This is a genomic window from Haladaptatus marinus, assembly GCF_051194195.1.
The window spans coordinates 445,143-460,636 of the sequence record NZ_JBLZNK010000005.1 but is presented as its reverse complement, the minus strand read 5'-3'; the positions used below and the strand labels follow the sequence as shown (position 1 = coordinate 460,636).

Below are 15,494 nucleotides of genomic sequence, written 5' to 3'. Positions count from 1 at the left end.
CGAAAAATCCTAGGCGTCGAACCACGCTTCGATTTCGTTGGGGAGGTCGCCATCGGAGACGAAATCGTCGGCGGCAAACGCTGGAAGGAGAAGCACGGTGAGTTCGGTCGACGACGAATGTTCCGTCATATTCGTCATTCGTTGCGTACCAATGACAGTCGAATTCTGATAGTCGTTCCGCCAGCGCGTGTCGGTACTACGCTACATCGGGATTTCGACGAGCGTCATTTCGTCGCTCTCGACCGCCCATTGCAGTGCATCCCCGATTTTGTCCCATGACTCCGCCCGAACGGCGTCGATGCCGAAGCTCTCCCCGAACGTCACGAAGTCGGGATTCGTCAGTTCGGTTCCGTAGTGTTCACCCTTGTCCGCCTCCTGATTTTCGGTGATAAGTCGATACTCGGAATCGTTGAAAACGATAATCGTGTAGCCACATCCGAGCCGAGTCGCCGTCTCGATTTCCGCCGCGTTCATTAGAAATCCGCCATCCCCGGTCGCGACCACAACGTTCGAGTCAAGCGCGAGGTCAGCCGCGATACCCCCCGGAACCGCGATGCCCATGCTGGCGAGCCCGTTCGAGATGATGACCGAATTCGGCTCGTAGGTCGGAAAATCCTGTGCGATTGCCATCTTGTGGCTTCCAACGTCGGAGATGAGCACGTCCTCGTCGGCCATCACGTCGCGCAGGAGGGGGAGAACGTTCCGAACAGTTACGGGGTCGTCCTCTTCGGGCGTGTTCGTCATCTGTTCGACGAGTGCCTCGCGCTGGTCGCGGTACCACGCTTCCGGACAGGCCACGTCAACCTCCTCCAGCAGCGCCTCGAGTCCAGCGGAGATGTCACAGACGAGTTCCACGTCCGGGTTGTAGTGTTCGTACACTTCGGCGGGTTCGTGGTCGAGGTGGATGACTCGTTTGTCGAGGTTCGGGTTCCACTTTTCGGGGTCGTGTTCAGCGATATCGTAGCCAACGGCGAGGACGCAGTCCGCCCGCGAGATGGCATCCGCCGACTCACCGTTCTCGCCCGAATCGAGCGTGAACAGCGAGTGGTCGTCCGCGTCCGAGAGCGCGCCTTTTCCCATGTACGTCCCGACGACCGGAACCGAGGTTTCGGAGACGAAGTCGCGGAGTCCTTCGGCCGTTCGCGTCCGAACCGCGCCGTTGCCCGCGATGATGAGCGGATGTTCCGCCGCTTCGAGCAATTCCGCGGCGCGTTCGACCGACTTTCGATCGGGGTCCGGCCGCCGGACTTGTTCTCGGACTTCGAGCGGTTCGGCGCTCGTCTCTTCCCCCGCCACGTCTTCCGGAAATTCGAGATGCGTCGCGCCGGGTTTCTCGTATTCGGCGAGTTTGAACGCCTTACGAACCGATTCGTTGATGACTTCGGGGTCGCTCAACTGTGCGTTCCACTTCGTCACCGAGCGATACGTATGGACGATATCGAGCGCCTGATGGCTTTCCTTGTGGAGCCGTTCGAGTCCAGCTTGTCCCGTGATTGCGACGAGCGGACTCTTGTCGAGGTGGGCGTCTGCAACCCCGGTGAGAAGGTTCGTCGCACCCGGCCCGAGCGTCGAGAGACAGACTCCCGCACATCCGGTTACGCGTCCGTGAACGTCAGCCATGAACGCCGCGCCCTGTTCGTGGCGCACGGGAATGAACTCGATATCCGAATCGCGAATCGAAAACAACACGTCTTCGAGTTCCTCTCCTGGCAGGCCGAACACGTACTCGACCCCTTCCGCTTCGAGACATTCGACGAGCAGGTCGGATGCTTTCATCGTTTACGGTACGACGGAGGGTGATTAGTTCTTGTTGGCACCTGCATGACTCCTCACACCGGATAGCCGATTTCACGGCGTCAATTCAACGACGAGGTTTATTGCCGTCGAACCCGAGATACGGTTCGGAGAGGGGTTTCCAGTGAGTCAACAGGAGACGGAGCATTCTGAGGGACAGATGCGTGCGGAAGAACCGATGGAGGATACGCAGGCCGAGGAGTTCCGGGCTAGCCAGTCGCCGCAGGAGCGCCGCATGGCCGAAAAGCGGCGACGCCGCCGCGATGCGCGTGAATCCGAGGCGCGGAAGGACGAGAAGACTTCGGCCGATACGGTTCATCTCAAGGTGTTCCGATACGACCCGGACGTCCCCGAGAAGGAAAAACCACGATTCGACCGCTTTCACGTACCGTACAAACGCGGTCTGACCGTTTTGGATGCGCTTATCTATGCCCGCGACACGTTCGATTCCACGCTGACGGTGCGCCACTCCTGTCGGCAAGCCATCTGCGGGAGCGACGCCGTCTTCATCAACGGCCGCCAGCGACTCGCTTGTAAGACACAGGTTTCCGAGTTGGACGAACCGATACAGGTCGAACCGCTTCCGCATCAGGAAGTTATCAAAGACCTCGTCGTCGATATGGAACATTTCTACGACCAGATGGAGGCCATCGAACCGTTTTTGCAGACCGATTCGCTCCCCGACGATGAACTGGTAGAACAGCGCCAGTCGCGCGAAAACCGAGAGGAGATCAAGATGGCAACGCGCTGCATCTGGTGCGGGGCGTGCATGTCCTCGTGTAACATCGCGGCGGGCGACAACCAGTATCTCGGCCCGGCGGCCATCAGCACGGCCTATCGGTTCATCATGGACGAACGCGAGGACGAGGCGACGACCGAACATCGACTGAATCTCATGGATCAGGAACATGGCGTCTGGCGCTGTCAGACGCAGTTTTCGTGTACCGAGGTTTGTCCCAAGGATATCCCGCTAACCGAGCATATTCAGGAACTCAAGCGAGAGGCGGTGAAGCGAAACCTCAAATTTTGGTAGCCACACGGTATGTTTATTATTCTAAACGTTGATACAACGAATATGAATGTCGAATCTCGGGGACGAGACGAGCATATCGCCCAACATTCGAAACTGTGGGCTGTGGTGTTCGTCGCCCTCTCGTCCGCGTTCACGCTCCTCCTCTTGAACGTCGAACCGGAAACGCCGTTTCTGGGCGTTTTCGCTGGTGCTGGCACGACGCTGTACCTGTTCGTCGCCGCGAAAATGAACGAATGGGCCGCGACCGGCGATGACCACATCACTTCGAGGCCCGAACTCTGGTTTGGCGTGTGGTTCGTCGTCTCTGGGGTTCTTGCTCTGCTGGAACTCCCGACTGCCAGCGGAACGATTGCCGGGACACCATTGTTCGGGTTGTTTTTCGGTGCTATCCTGACCATTGGTCTGTTCCTCGTGGCCCTTCTGAATCGCGTGATTTTCTCGCGGTGAGTCAGTTCGAGATTGGCAGTTCTGTAAGGTGTCCGAAATGGGCTTCTCTGACCTGTCAACGTCCCTCCCGTCGCTTGACTATTCAGCTGAAGGTTGCGTCAGTGCGATTTGCACGAAGGGAGCGAGGCGACGGCGTCGCCTCGAAAGCGAATAGCGCGGAACTCCGTTCCGCGGACTGTCGAGCGGCAATGCCGCGAGACAACGGCGAAGCCGTGAGTCGAGAGCGAAGCGAACACCGAGTGCAACTCCGCGCTGACGGAGAGGAGTGGGGAGTGCGAGATTTCTCCGAAATCTCGATTGTGAGCGGCGAAGCCGCGAACTGGCGGTGCGGGGCGGTTCCTCGTGAACGAAATGAACGAATGCTTGTCAGAAAAAGCTCTGACAGTGGATGACGGGCGAGCGAAGCGAGGCCGGAGAAAATCGAAGATTTTCACGGGTGAGCAAACGCGAAGCGTTTGCGAGCTACGGAAAAGCAACGGTTTTCCGGTACCGCGAAAGGTTGTGTCTTTCGCAGGCTTCGTTTGGAGTCGTGATTTGCTCACTCCCGTTTGATTATATCCTGTTTTCGTGATTTTCTCACTCTATTTCCTGTAGCAAATCACGACTCCAAATACCGCCACCGCAACCGTAGGCCACACGCCTCCCCAACCGATTCCCTCGTTTCAATCGGTCATCCACCGTCGGAGGCATGCTCCGACGAGCCATTCGCTCGCGTTCGCTCACGAAGACCTCGCACGCTGTCAACACAAGCCTTCGGAGGTAAACTCCTCAGGCTTGTGCTAGCGCGCGTCATGTTGGTTTGTCGAGATTCCGTAGCTAGATTTTGACTCTGGATTTTCAAATCTCTCCCATCGAAAACAATTCAGGTAATTGATTGGACGATATTTCTCCCGCAATAAATGACAATCAACCGAAAGGAATTACCCTTCTCCAACCAACTACCCTACGATGGCCGCGCTAACCATGGACTTGGCGCTCACCATCCTGATGGGTGGATTCCTCCTTGCCGTTCTGTTCTTCGTCCTTCGGGTCGAAGACTGGCGGTCGTACACACCCGCAGGTGGGGGGTGGGGGCAAGTCGAAGAGCGACGAGTCGAGTACGCAGAAAAACCGGCGGGAATACTCCGCTGGCTGACGACGGTCGATCATAAGGATATCGGCATGCTGTACGGCCTCTACGGGATCATCGCGTTCGTCTGGGGCGGACTGGGCGTCCTCCTGATGCGAATCGAACTACTCGCTCCCGACGCCGACCTCATGCAGGCGGGGTTCTACAACGCGTTACTCACCACGCACGGGTTGACGATGCTTCTTCTGTTCGGGACGCCAATGATAGCCGCGTTCGCGAACTACTTTATCCCGCTGCTCATCGGGGCCGACGACATGGCGTTCCCGCGCATCAACGCCATCGCGTTCTGGCTCCTGCCGCCCGCCGCGATTCTCGTCTGGATCGGCTTCCCGCTCGCGGCGATGGGGACTGGTATCCAAGCCCCGCAGACGAGTTGGACGATGTACACGCCGCTGTCGGCGGAACAGCCAAGTCCGGCGACCGACCTAATGATTCTTGGCCTGCATCTTTCGGGAATCAGCGCGACGATGGGGGCAATAAATTTCATCGCCACCATCTTCACCGAACGCGACATCGACTGGCCCGAACTCGACCTGTTCTCGTGGACGATGCTCACGCAGTCGGGACTCATTCTGTTCGCGTTCCCGCTGCTCGGCAGTGCCTTCATCATGCTCCTGCTCGACCGCAACTTCGACACCACCTTCTTCGCGGTCGATGGCGGTGGCGGGCCAATTCTGTGGCAACACCTGTTTTGGTTCTTCGGCCACCCCGAGGTGTACATCCTCGTCCTCCCACCGATGGGCCTCATCAGTCTCATCCTCCCGCGATTCTCGGGCCGGAAACTGTTCGGGTTCAAGTTCGTCGTCTACTCGACGCTCGCCATCGGTGTGCTTTCGTTTGGCGTCTGGGCACACCACATGTTCGCGACGGGTATCGATCCACGGATTCGCGTGAGTTTCATGGCCGTCTCGATGGCGATCGCGATTCCGAGCGCCGTGAAGGTGTTCAACTGGATCACGACGATGTGGAACGGTCGACTCCGCATGACTGCGCCGATGCTGTTCTGTATCGGCTTCGTCCAGAACTTCATCATCGGCGGCGTCACCGGTGTGTTCCTGGCAGCCATCCCGGTTGACCTCGTGCTCCACGATACCTACTACGTCGTCGGTCACTTCCACTTCATCGTGATGGGCGCGATTGCGGTCGGCCTGTTCGCGGGCGTCTACTACTGGTTCCCGATTTACACCGGAAAGATGTACCAGAAGAAACTCGCACACTGGCATTTCTGGCTCACGATGATCGGCTCCAACGTCACGTTCTTCGCCATGATGTTCCTCGGCTACGGCGGGATGCCCCGTCGATACGCGACCTATCTCCCGCAATTTACGACGTGGCAGCAAGTCGCCACTCTCGGGGCACTTATCCTCGCTGTGGGTCAACTCATTTTCGTCTGGAACATCGTTCAGTCGTGGCTCGAAGGACCGCTCGTCGAATCCGGCGACCCCTGGAACCTCAAAGCCGAAGGTATGAATTCGCCCGAGTGGACGTGGTTCGAGAAGCGCCGTGAGACGGCACTCACCGACGGCAGTGGGCCGGAAGATGCTGGAAGTGCGCGCCCCGAGCGAGGTGACGACTGATGGCGGAAGCGGATTCCAACCCCGTCTTCGATCGCGAAACCCTGCTTGACATCACGGTGAACATCGTACCGATGTTCATCCTCGCGTTCTTCCTTTTCCTCTTTCTATTCTTTTCGCCGTGGCCTGACGATACGTTTATGGGTATTATCGGCCTCGGACTCACAATTATTCCGCTGGTTCTCCTCGGCCTGCTGACGTGGATTGCGGCCCACTACGTCAGATAGGATTTCCCCTGAACTATCTAGCAAGTGCGGTGGCGCAGGCCAGAAGTACCGCACCCGCCATCACGACCGCGAGGAGTCCGAACGCGACCGAAAACCCCGCGATGTCGGCGACGATGCCGACGATGGCTGGCGCGATTGCGCCGACGCCCATCAACAGGGTTCGAACGAGTCCGAGACCACCGCCAGCCACTTCTCCCGGAATCGTCGCCGAGAGATAGGCACCACGAATCGGACGGAAGCCGTGACTGCCGAGACCGAACGCGACGACGATGGCTCCAAGGACGAACACGGTTGCTTCTCCCACGACGAACAGTGCCCCAAGTGCTCCCGCCGCGACCGTGAGCACGGCGATGGCGAGCGGCAACTGGCCAAACCGGTCGGAGAGGTCACCGGTTACAACCTGGACAAAACTCACCGCGAACAACGAGCCGTAGACGACGGATGCCGTCGTCTCGGTGAGCCCTTGTTCGGTAAGATAGAGCGGGAGAAACGCGACGACGCCGTTGTACGCGAACCCGAAACAGAGCGTCACACCGACGAACAGTCTGAACCGACGGCTTTGGAACAGCGTGAGGTATCGTTCGAGCGCGAGGGCATGCTCCGAGTCGTCGTCTTCGTGAGTTGGCGTCCTCCGAGGCACGTACGCGAGGACGCCACCGGCAAGTGCCAATCCGGACACCGCCCCGGCGAGAAAGAGCGCGTGCCAGTTTCCAGCGTTGGTTACGAGGACGACGGCGGTTGGTGCGGCGACGCCGCCGAAGGCACCGAGCGTGTCGAACACGCCGAGGGCGCGTCCTGTCTTGCTCGGGTAGACGCGTGAAAGCAATCTGATGGAGACGGTCTTGTGCACGCCGGTTCCGAGACCGACGAGGAGCATTCCGCCGAGTAACACGGCGAGTGGCGCGGTGATTCCGAGCACCAATGCACCGCTTGCTGCGACTACTGCACCGGCCACGATGACCTGCACTGCACCGAACCGGTCGGAGAGAACGCCGCTTGGGAACTGCATGAGCGAGTAGCCGACCATCATCGCAGTGAACGCCGTCCCGAGGAACGCATTCGAGACGGCAAACTCGCTTCGGAAAACGGGGAAGAGAGCCGGAAACGCGTAGCGGAGGAACTTCGCGAGAAACCAGATTCCGGCGGTCAAAAACAGCGTGTCGTAGTTTCGGATGCGCGAAACCCGCCTCCACACTCCCGTCGTCATCTATACGATGGTCTTCGCCGAACCGACAAAAAGCGGACGGAACCGGCGATGTAGTCACGGCGGGCTGGTGCTAGAAGAGTAAAGAATCCGCGAAAAGCAACGGGGACTATCTCTCGTATCTACTTCTTGTCGCGAGAACTACTTAAAGGACTCCGACCACTCGAAAGCGAAATTCGAAAATACCTGTTCTCAGTCGAGGTCTATCGAAATCCGTTCCCCAGTCCGCGCAGATTCGTAGGCCGCTTCGGTCAGCGCAGTCACGGCGAACGCATCGCGGGCGGTTGCTGGCGGTTCCTTGCCGCTTTCGATGCAGTCGATGAACACTCCGGCCTTGCTCTCGTGCCGTCTGTTGTCCATGTACGGAATGACCGTCGTGCTGTCCTCCTCGATTTCGGTCAACTGACGCGGTTCCCACTGTCGTCCTTCGAGATAGAGCGCACCCTCGTCATCCCAGACGTGGATGTGTTCGCGGACGCAGGGTGCATCGCTGTACACCGAGATGCTGGCCGACGACCCGTTTTCGAACTCGACCGTGAGCTGTGCCCGTTCGTCCACGCGGTTTTCCTCGTCGGCGAATTTCATGCTCGCCTGTACCGAGGTCGGTGTCAACTCCGTCGTCCAGAGAACGGCGTCGATGAGGTGGCTCCCGGTGTCGTAGAGGTTGCCACCGCCGGAAAGGTCGGGGTTGGTTCGCCAGGCGTCTTCGAACCGTGAAATCCAGTTTTGCGTGATTTCGGCGCTGATGAACCGTGGCGTCCGCTCCGTCCCGTGCCATCGCTCGCGCGCCCGGATGAAGGCCTGATTGAGGTGACGCTGATAGCCGACCATCAACACCTGTTCGCCCTCGCGGACGTCGCTTCGCTCGGCGAGTTCGCGTGCGTGTTCGCGGTCTATCGTGAGCGGTTTGTCACAGAGGACGTGAAGCCCCCTGTCCAGCGCCGTCGTGACCTGCTCGTAATGGAACGCGTGCGGGGTTCCGATAAGGACGGCATCCAACTCCTCGGCGTCTAGCATGTCGACGTAATCGTCGTACCGAGACCCCTGACCGACGTAAAGCATATCTCCGGCTTCGTCTCGGGCGAGCTCGCTCACGTCCGCGATTGCGACGACTGTCGAGCGACGGTCCTCTTCGAATTCCCTTCCAACTGTGGTTCCGATATAGCCGCCGCCGATGACGCCGACGCGAAGCTTTTCCGGATTTGCTGTTGTTCCTGACATGAATTACTCCAGTATTGAATTAATTCGTCTGACCGTTCGGTTGGTGAGGTCGGGACTTATGTTTCATGGCCCGACTACGACTCGTATAAGAGTGCGACGACTCGTCCGTCGCCGTAGATGACGTATATTTCTTCGGCACCGTCACCATCCAAATCGGCGACCGTCGGATGCGTGTAAATCGGCACCGACCGCTCGTACGTCGCGAGCACGTTCCCCGAATCCGGCGCGACGACCGTCACTTTGCCGTCGTTCGTGGCAGCCACGAGTTCCGTCTCGTCGTCGCCGTCTACGTCGGCGACGACCGGTGGCGGAGTCATCTGGGTTCCGGTCGTCAGCGACGTTTTCCACTCGATGTCTCCGTCGGTCGCTTGGAGCGCGAACAGCGTTCCTTCTTTCGAGACGGCGTACACTTCGGGATTGCCGTCCCCGTCACCGTCCGAGATATCGTGCACCGCCGCGAGGTCGCCGACCGACCGCCGCCACTCGACGCTTCCGTCAGCACCGTCGAGGACAACGATTTCGCCGTCGGAGGTTGCGACGGAAATTTCGATTGCAGGGTCGTCGTCGGCCTGTCCGGAACCCATCCAGAGGATGGAGGCGTCGATATCGTCGGTCTGCCACTCTGTAGTGTTGTTTCCGTCGATGAGGACGACTCGGCCGCCATCCGGCGGAGCGACACCGACCACGAGTTCGGTGTCGCCGTCAGCGTCGAAATCGGCGGCGGCTGGCTGTGCCCACGCCATTCCTTCGAGGTTGCGCGACCAGAGGGCGGTTCCGTCCGCCCGGACGAGCGAGAGCCTGCCCTTCACGTCCACGACTGCGGTTTCTCGCCCGGAATCCGGCGCGAGATTTGCAACCACGGGTTGCGTGTAGCCGTAGTCGTCGAGTTGGTGGCGCATCGATTCCTCGCCCGAGCGCGCGTCGTAGGCCGTAACTCGCTCTTCCGTGCTCGAAGCGAGCACTTCTTTCGTGCCGTCACCGTCGAAATCCGCGACGGTCGGGTCGGCGACGGCGTGAATCGTACAGTTTGCGGGTGGAACTTGGTGACGCCAGACGACGCTGCCGTTGCTCCCATCGAGCGCAAACAGGCCACACCCCGTTCCGTTTCCTTGGTCGCTAATCGGCGCGAACACGAACGATCGGTTACCTATCGTGGCCGCCGCCGGAGCATGGTGGTTCCCCTTCATGTCCCGTCCGGTATCGCTGACCCATCGTTCCGAGAGGGTTCCGCCGTCGTCGCCCGCGAACGCGACGACACCGACGCCCGCGAGTACGGCGACGATGACGAGGAGGACTGCTCCGGTTGCGAAGCGCATCAGTGGTGCTTGGCAGTCACCGGTCAAAAACGCTCTCCATCGACGACCAGATTCGAGATATGAACCACGATTTGGTCTATCCAGTACTCTGATTACACTGGAATCGGCCCGGTCGTCCCTGACCGTGGCGGGTGCCAACCGTCCGTCAATTTGAAGATGGCGACTTCCTCGTTCTCGAACGCGAGATGATACTGCGGTGATGTCATCATCGTCGTTATCATTTGGTTCGGCTGGTGTCGTTGCATCCCGCGAACCGTGTACACGCCTTTCGGGATGTAGACGTACTCCGGATGGACGCCGAACTGCATCAATCGAACCGTGAGACAGTTGGAACTGTGACACCGCGACAGTCGGCGAAATTCGCGTAATTGCTCGCGGTACTGCTGGTGGCCTTTCCATTCGACACCCCATGGTCCCACGAGCATCGTCCGGTCTGTTTGCTGTGGAAACCATTCCGCCGCATCGCCGAGCACGACGAACCGCGCCGAGGGGCTGGTGTTCCTCTCCGTCCATTCCATCGCTTCGACATCACCATCGTTCACGAACTGCGGAAGCGACGGACTTCCGGCGTGCGCATTCAGTCCGCCCGTTGCGTACAGTGCCCCCCCGCTGAGACTTACGGTTACCAGAAGCACGACCGAGAACGTCACGATTTCCTCCCGTCCGAAGGTTACGACGGATGCTTTGTGGAGTCGCGGAACGACACCCCTGAAGAGGAACCGGGAACTCACCAGCGCCGCGATGAGGAAGACGAACCGTGCTTCTTCGATGGTGACGACGGTGAGGAACAGCCACACTGGGAGGAAGTACTCCCGTTTCAGGAGGAGCCAAAAACATCCGGCGATAGCGATGATGTGCCACAGTACCAGCAGAGGCGAGTCGTTGACCTGTCGTCCGATGAGTCGCTCCAGCATCGGCAGAGCGTTGCCGATACCCCCATGAGTTCCCGCCGCGGCCGTAAACACTGTCGACCCGTGGGCGACGAGCACCGAACTCCACCACGGCGTCGTGAGGAGAACGCCACCGAGTCCGACGAACAGTCCCCGGAGGAGTCCCTCGAACGACCTGTCGAATCGAAGATAGAGCAGGAGATAGGTCAACACGAAGAAAATCGTGTACATCGGATGTGTCAGAATCGTCAGTGTAAACGTGATGAGCGCCGGAATCAACCATTTCGTGTCGCCGTCCCGAAAGAGGTGGAGCCCGGCATAGATACCGATGAGTGAGAACAACAGCGCGGGAGCACGGACGATTCCACCGGCGGAGATGTGCCACTGAAGTACCGGTGGACTGACGGCGACGATGAGCGTCGCGAGTGACGCCTGCGGCCGTGACCCGAATAGATCACGTGCGAAAAAGTAGAGCGGAACGAGGTACGCGATGCTAACCAATCCCGGAAGGTACTGTGCGACGGTGAACGGACTCAGTCCGGTTACGTCGAGTATAATTGCTGACACGTAAAACATGAGCGGCGGATATGCGAACGGTACTCCCTCGGCAGTGTATCCCGGAATCGTCTCGGGGAGTGCATACCCACTCTCGCTGATGTGCTCTGCGATGTGAAAGTATAATCCCGCGCCGAACGACGGGTACGAATGCGAACTCACGTAGAAGTAGAAAATACACGTTCCGGCGAGCAGTGCAGGAACGAGCCATGGCAGTTCGTATTCGAGTCCGCGCTGGTCTTGCGTCGTTTTCGAATCGGTCTGATGACTAGCCATGGGTGGAACCGAGCGCCGCTCAGCGGCATGTGGCGGGGTGTTCTCGTTCGGCAAAAACTATCGCCGGATTCACTCTTTGTTATCCAGTGGCTATCGGCGAGATACTGACCAATACTGATGGGTTCGTGATGGTAGGTGAAGATTCACATCGCGGTAACGATAGCTTGTGAGAGCGATTTCGAATCGACAAACTGTGCGAAAATTGTGGGGTTATTCGTATCGCAGTGCGTCGATTGGATCGGTCTGTGCGGCGTCCCACGCGGGATAAATCCCGGCAACAACGCCGACGAAGACGCCGACTGCAACTGCGATGCCGAACCATTCGAGGCGGAATGCCAGCGGCAGACCGATGAGCGACGCGGCGACGTATCCGCCACCGAATCCCACCAGCGCGCCGACTGCCGATCCGAAAATACCGAGCAACACGGCCTCGAACAAGAACAGCTGTAGCACGTCGTTGTTCCGTGCACCGACCGCTTTCATGATGCCGATTTCGCGGGTTCGTTCCGTGACGCTGACTAGCATGATGTTGGCGATGCCGATGGCACCGACCACGAGCGAGATGAGCGCGATGCCGGTGATGTAGGCCGTGAACGTATTGCTCACCTGCTTGACTTGATCGACGAGTTCCTCCTGCGTCGTGACCTTGAATCGATAGTTACTGGATTTCAACTCTCGTGCGTCCGATTGCTCACCGAGATACGTGTACACGCGGCCTTGTACCGCATCGACTTCACTCGGATTCTCTGCCAGCACCAACACGCGTCCGTATACACGCTGGTTTTCGTTCGCCGAGGAGCTGTACACCGTTCGCTGGTAGAACGGGTCGGTCGGCGCAAAAATCTGTGGCGTGGCCCCTTCGCTGAGCCCGAGTGCCGACTCGTCGGTCGGTTCGACGATTCCGACGACGGTCGCGTTGACCCGTCGTTCACCCGCGGCGCGCGTGACGGTAATGTTGTCCCCGACGGTGACGTTTTCGTCCCCGAACATTCTCGTCGCTGGTCGGTTCAGGACGATCTCTCGCTGTCCGGTTTGGAACGACCCACCGGCGATGAACTCCTGATTTTTCACGTCGAAGTACGGTGGTGTGGTCACCACGACCCACTGCCGACCGACCGTCGAATTGTTGAACTCGACCGTCGACGCGGCGATGCCACCCTCCGGAACCGCGGCTTCGACGCCCTGCTGTGACCGAATACCACCGATATCGTGCTCCGTAAAGATGGTTTGGCCCCCACTTCCGAGGTTCGGAAGACCGGTTTCACCCTGCGACTGTGCCGAAACGTACATCGTCGCCGCGTTTCCTCCGGCGACGGTGCTGATGATATCCGCTTGCAAACTCGCGCCGAGGGTGACGAACGTGATGACCGCGGCCACACCGATGATGACGCCGAGCGTCGTCAGCGTCGAGCGAAGTTTGTGTTCACGGATGTTTCGCCAACTGATACGAAGGCTCTCTACGAGGTTCATCCGCCCCAATCGTTTCTCGTGTCTTTCATTTTCCCGACTACCCGACACGTCCTACGGTAGCATCGGACAAAAGTGTATGATGGGAAACGCCAGCTTAAAGGCCTGAAACGCCGGGTTATACGGGTTTGTGCGGTTTCACGTCGACTCCGACATGCGAACTGTCAGAATGGGTTTTTCCGAGAGTCGAACTATTTTCTCGGTGACACTTCCGAGGAGATAGCGGTCGATGCCGCGCCGACCGTGCGTTCCCATCACGATGAGGTCGATATCGTGGTCTTCGGCGAAATCGAGGATGGCTCTATACGGCGTCCCCCGCGGTATCGACGTTCGAACGTCGATACCCGCGTCGGTAGCTTTCTTCTCGATATCGTTCAACGCCCGTTCGCACTCGCGTTGCAGTTCCTCGTATAGGATATCTGCCCGAACGTCCGGCGGGACCGCGGTCTGGTCAACCACCGAAATGGCGTAGAGTCTCGCATCGTAGGTTTTCGCGAGGTCTAGTGCCTGTTCGATGGCCCTGTCCGTGGCCTCACTACCGTCCGTGGGTAGAAGGATTCGGTCGTACATCCATATCCCTCACGCTCCCTATGGGCAAATGATTACTGGCGGGAACGTCGGTGGTTTTCGATTCACATCAGTCCGCGGGAGTCGGGCGTCCACCCGCCTGCACGGTCGTCAAGAGCACGTAGCAGATTGGAAGCATCAACAGGCCGCCGAGAACGAACGGAATCCAATAGGCGACTGCGGCGTACAGTGCTCCCGCCACCACCGGGCCGATTGCGCGGGCGATGCTTCCCGCGCTCTGTGTGATACCGAACGCGCCGCCCTGTTCGTCGTCGGACGCGCTTTTCGAGACGAGCGTATTGAGCGACACGTTCGAAAACCCGTTGCCGACTGCGAGTGGGGTAAGCACCAAGAGAAGCGCGAGCAATCCGCCGGATGCCGGGCCGACGGTCGGAAGCAGCCGTCCGATTGCGGGGGAAAACGGCAGGGTGGAGAGGGTCACGAATTCGAGTGAAACCCCCGTAACCGCGATGGCTCGCTCGCCGAATCGATCGGTGAGTCGGCCGATGAACCCACCCTGCACAATGGCGATGATGATGCCGACGTACGCCAGCACGTACCCGTTCATCGTCGTCCCGTAGCCGAACTTCTGTTCGGTGAACAGCACGAACATGCTCTCCATTCCCGACAGGGCGAGCGAGATGAGGAAAAACGAAACGACGAGTCCGGAGAGTGCCGGGTCGGAAAGCGAGTTGAGCAGGCGCTCGACTCGTGACTTTCCTTCAGTAGTCGGCCGTTCGCTCCGTGTTTCGGGTAAGGCGAACACCGCGACCAGGAGGTTGACTGCGCAGATTCCGGCGGCGAGAAAACTCGGAAGCGAGAACTGGGTTACCGGGACGAACGTCGGCAGCAAGCCACGGGAGAACGCGATTGCAGCATCACTGGAAACCAGTCCGCCCAGCGCCGGGCCGAAGACGAACCCGAGTCCGAACGCCGCACCGATGAGGCCCAGGCCTTTCGCTCTGTCTTCCGGCGGCGTGATGTCTGCGATATAGGCCTGTGCGGTCGCGATATTTCCGCCCATCGCACCCGCGAGGAGGCGCGCGAGAAAGAGTACTGCAAGACTTTCGGCGAGTCCGAACATCGTCCACGCGAGGACGCTCCCGAACAGCGAGACGAGGAGAACGGGTCGCCGCCCACGCTCGTCGGAGAGGCGGCCGAGAATCGGCGTAAAGACGAACTGTGTGATGGAGTAGGATGCGATGAGCAGTCCGACGACGAGTTCGTTCGCGCCGAACGCCGACGCGTACAGCGGAATGACTGGAATCAGGATGCCGAATCCCAGCAGATCCACGAAAACGATGGCGAACACCGTGGCCAGTGCGTGGTTCGACCCGGTTTGCTCGGTCATTACAGTCTCCCGGCGACGATGAGGAGGCCGACCGCCGCGACACCGGCGGCGTAGAACCACGTCGCGTTGGCGGCCGCAGCGCGCATCGCCCCATCGTTCAGATGCTTCGTAAGGCGACTACTGGCGGCGTGAGTCAGGCCGGTGAGCACGAACCAGAGTACGACCATCGTGAGAACGAGATGGCCGCGCGAACTACTGCCGAGGAGTTCGAACGTGTATCCCGTCCCGGCGAGATGCCCACCGGTGATGAACAGAACGAGCGATGACAGCATCGAAAATCGAGAGAACCGTTTCGTGAGCCATCCGAGTCCGTCGGTTCCAAGATGGCCCTTCTGGGCTGCGGGAATCACAAGAAACGCCATAAACAGTGTCCCGCCTGCCCAGCTGCCCGCGAAAACCGTATGCAGAATCCGCATTATCACGTCGATGAGCGTCATTTGTCG

Annotated in this window: 15 protein-coding genes; 5 read left to right on the top strand and 10 right to left on the bottom strand. The window is 59.3% G+C overall.

Features of this window, described 5'->3' with window-relative positions; genetic code table 11:
• Positions 1-9: 9 nt before the first annotated feature.
• On the bottom strand, positions 10-138 hold the full coding sequence (locus tag ACN2TU_RS19575) for a hypothetical protein (RefSeq protein WP_435157709.1): 129 nt from the start codon (positions 136-138) through the stop codon (positions 10-12).
• Positions 139-201: 63 nt separating this feature from the next.
• On the bottom strand, positions 202-1,776 hold the full coding sequence (locus ACN2TU_RS19570) for an acetolactate synthase large subunit (protein ID WP_435157708.1): 1,575 nt from the start codon (positions 1,774-1,776) through the stop codon (positions 202-204).
• A gap of 178 nt (positions 1,777-1,954) precedes the next feature.
• On the opposite strand from ACN2TU_RS19570, the gene ACN2TU_RS19565 reads away from it, so the two are divergent.
• The 5 genes from ACN2TU_RS19565 (at position 1,955) to ACN2TU_RS19545 (ending at position 6,204) form a co-directional block, all read left to right on the top strand.
• A complete protein-coding gene (locus ACN2TU_RS19565) occupies positions 1,955-2,827 on the top strand; it encodes a succinate dehydrogenase/fumarate reductase iron-sulfur subunit (RefSeq protein WP_435157838.1) in 873 nt (290 codons plus the stop codon).
• 42 nt (positions 2,828-2,869) lie between these two features.
• Positions 2,870-3,274 carry a hypothetical protein gene (locus tag ACN2TU_RS19560; RefSeq protein ID WP_435157707.1) on the top strand — a complete coding sequence of 135 codons (405 nt, stop codon included), beginning with the start codon at positions 2,870-2,872 and terminating at the stop codon, positions 3,272-3,274.
• Positions 3,275-3,375: 101 nt separating this feature from the next.
• Complete coding sequence (locus ACN2TU_RS19555; RefSeq protein WP_435157706.1) at positions 3,376-3,666, top strand: hypothetical protein; 291 nt, start codon at positions 3,376-3,378, stop codon at positions 3,664-3,666.
• Positions 3,667-4,261: 595 nt separating this feature from the next.
• Positions 4,262-5,980, top strand: a complete 1,719-nt coding sequence (locus tag ACN2TU_RS19550; protein ID WP_435157837.1) for a cbb3-type cytochrome c oxidase subunit I — start codon at positions 4,262-4,264, stop codon at positions 5,978-5,980.
• Entirely contained in the window at positions 5,980-6,204 is a 225-nt protein-coding gene (locus ACN2TU_RS19545; protein WP_435157705.1) for a DUF6684 family protein, read from the top strand. Before ACN2TU_RS19550 ends, ACN2TU_RS19545 begins: the two co-directional genes overlap by 1 nt.
• Before the next feature lie 13 nt (positions 6,205-6,217).
• On the opposite strand, the gene ACN2TU_RS19540 is transcribed toward ACN2TU_RS19545, so the two are convergent.
• From ACN2TU_RS19540 to ACN2TU_RS19505, 8 genes are all read right to left on the bottom strand, one after another.
• The gene (locus tag ACN2TU_RS19540) at positions 6,218-7,411 is read right to left on the bottom strand and encodes an MFS transporter (RefSeq protein ID WP_435157704.1); all 1,194 of its coding nucleotides are present in this window, start codon (positions 7,409-7,411) and stop codon (positions 6,218-6,220) included.
• A gap of 189 nt (positions 7,412-7,600) precedes the next feature.
• Positions 7,601-8,629, bottom strand: coding sequence for a Gfo/Idh/MocA family protein (locus ACN2TU_RS19535; RefSeq protein WP_435157703.1), 1,029 nt, complete (start codon positions 8,627-8,629; stop codon positions 7,601-7,603).
• Between the two features lie 74 nt (positions 8,630-8,703).
• Positions 8,704-10,083 (bottom strand): outer membrane protein assembly factor BamB family protein, encoded by a 1,380-nt coding sequence (locus tag ACN2TU_RS19530; RefSeq protein ID WP_435157701.1) that lies wholly within the window; start codon positions 10,081-10,083, stop codon positions 8,704-8,706.
• On the bottom strand, positions 10,038-11,666 hold the full coding sequence (locus ACN2TU_RS19525; protein ID WP_435157699.1) for an ArnT family glycosyltransferase: 1,629 nt from the start codon (positions 11,664-11,666) through the stop codon (positions 10,038-10,040). Before ACN2TU_RS19525 ends, ACN2TU_RS19530 begins: the two co-directional genes overlap by 46 nt.
• 210 nt (positions 11,667-11,876) lie before the next feature.
• Entirely contained in the window at positions 11,877-13,136 is a 1,260-nt protein-coding gene (locus ACN2TU_RS19520; RefSeq protein ID WP_435157696.1) for an ABC transporter permease, read from the bottom strand.
• Positions 13,137-13,271: 135 nt separating this feature from the next.
• Positions 13,272-13,703, bottom strand: a complete 432-nt coding sequence (locus tag ACN2TU_RS19515) for a universal stress protein (RefSeq protein ID WP_435157694.1) — start codon at positions 13,701-13,703, stop codon at positions 13,272-13,274.
• 67 nt (positions 13,704-13,770) lie between these two features.
• Positions 13,771-15,051: an MFS transporter gene (locus ACN2TU_RS19510; protein ID WP_435157693.1), complete on the bottom strand. Its 1,281-nt coding sequence runs from the start codon at positions 15,049-15,051 to the stop codon at positions 13,771-13,773.
• A complete protein-coding gene (locus ACN2TU_RS19505; RefSeq protein ID WP_435157691.1) occupies positions 15,051-15,488 on the bottom strand; it encodes a CopD family protein in 438 nt (145 codons plus the stop codon). The genes ACN2TU_RS19510 and ACN2TU_RS19505 overlap by 1 nt, the downstream gene beginning before the upstream one ends.
• Between the last annotated feature and the right edge of the window lie 6 nt (positions 15,489-15,494).

Bases quoted from the DNA above. Each gene is read 5' to 3' on its own strand.
- ACN2TU_RS19525 (WP_435157699.1), bottom strand. From the start codon at position 11,666: ATGGCTAGTCATCAGACCGATTCGAAAACGACGCAAGACCAGCGCGGA.
- ACN2TU_RS19560 (WP_435157707.1), top strand. From the start codon at position 2,870: ATGAATGTCGAATCTCGGGGACGAGACGAGCATATCGCCCAACATTCG.
- ACN2TU_RS19575 (WP_435157709.1), bottom strand. From the start codon at position 138: ATGACGAATATGACGGAACATTCGTCGTCGACCGAACTCACCGTGCTT.
- ACN2TU_RS19535 (WP_435157703.1), bottom strand. From the start codon at position 8,629: ATGTCAGGAACAACAGCAAATCCGGAAAAGCTTCGCGTCGGCGTCATC.
- ACN2TU_RS19510 (WP_435157693.1), bottom strand. From the start codon at position 15,051: ATGACCGAGCAAACCGGGTCGAACCACGCACTGGCCACGGTGTTCGCC.
- ACN2TU_RS19515 (WP_435157694.1), bottom strand. From the start codon at position 13,703: ATGTACGACCGAATCCTTCTACCCACGGACGGTAGTGAGGCCACGGAC.
- ACN2TU_RS19570 (WP_435157708.1), bottom strand. From the start codon at position 1,776: ATGAAAGCATCCGACCTGCTCGTCGAATGTCTCGAAGCGGAAGGGGTC.
- ACN2TU_RS19565 (WP_435157838.1), top strand. From the start codon at position 1,955: ATGCGTGCGGAAGAACCGATGGAGGATACGCAGGCCGAGGAGTTCCGG.
- ACN2TU_RS19505 (WP_435157691.1), bottom strand. From the start codon at position 15,488: ATGACGCTCATCGACGTGATAATGCGGATTCTGCATACGGTTTTCGCG.
- ACN2TU_RS19520 (WP_435157696.1), bottom strand. From the start codon at position 13,136: ATGAACCTCGTAGAGAGCCTTCGTATCAGTTGGCGAAACATCCGTGAA.
- ACN2TU_RS19545 (WP_435157705.1), top strand. From the start codon at position 5,980: ATGGCGGAAGCGGATTCCAACCCCGTCTTCGATCGCGAAACCCTGCTT.
- ACN2TU_RS19550 (WP_435157837.1), top strand. From the start codon at position 4,262: ATGGGTGGATTCCTCCTTGCCGTTCTGTTCTTCGTCCTTCGGGTCGAA.
- ACN2TU_RS19540 (WP_435157704.1), bottom strand. From the start codon at position 7,411: ATGACGACGGGAGTGTGGAGGCGGGTTTCGCGCATCCGAAACTACGAC.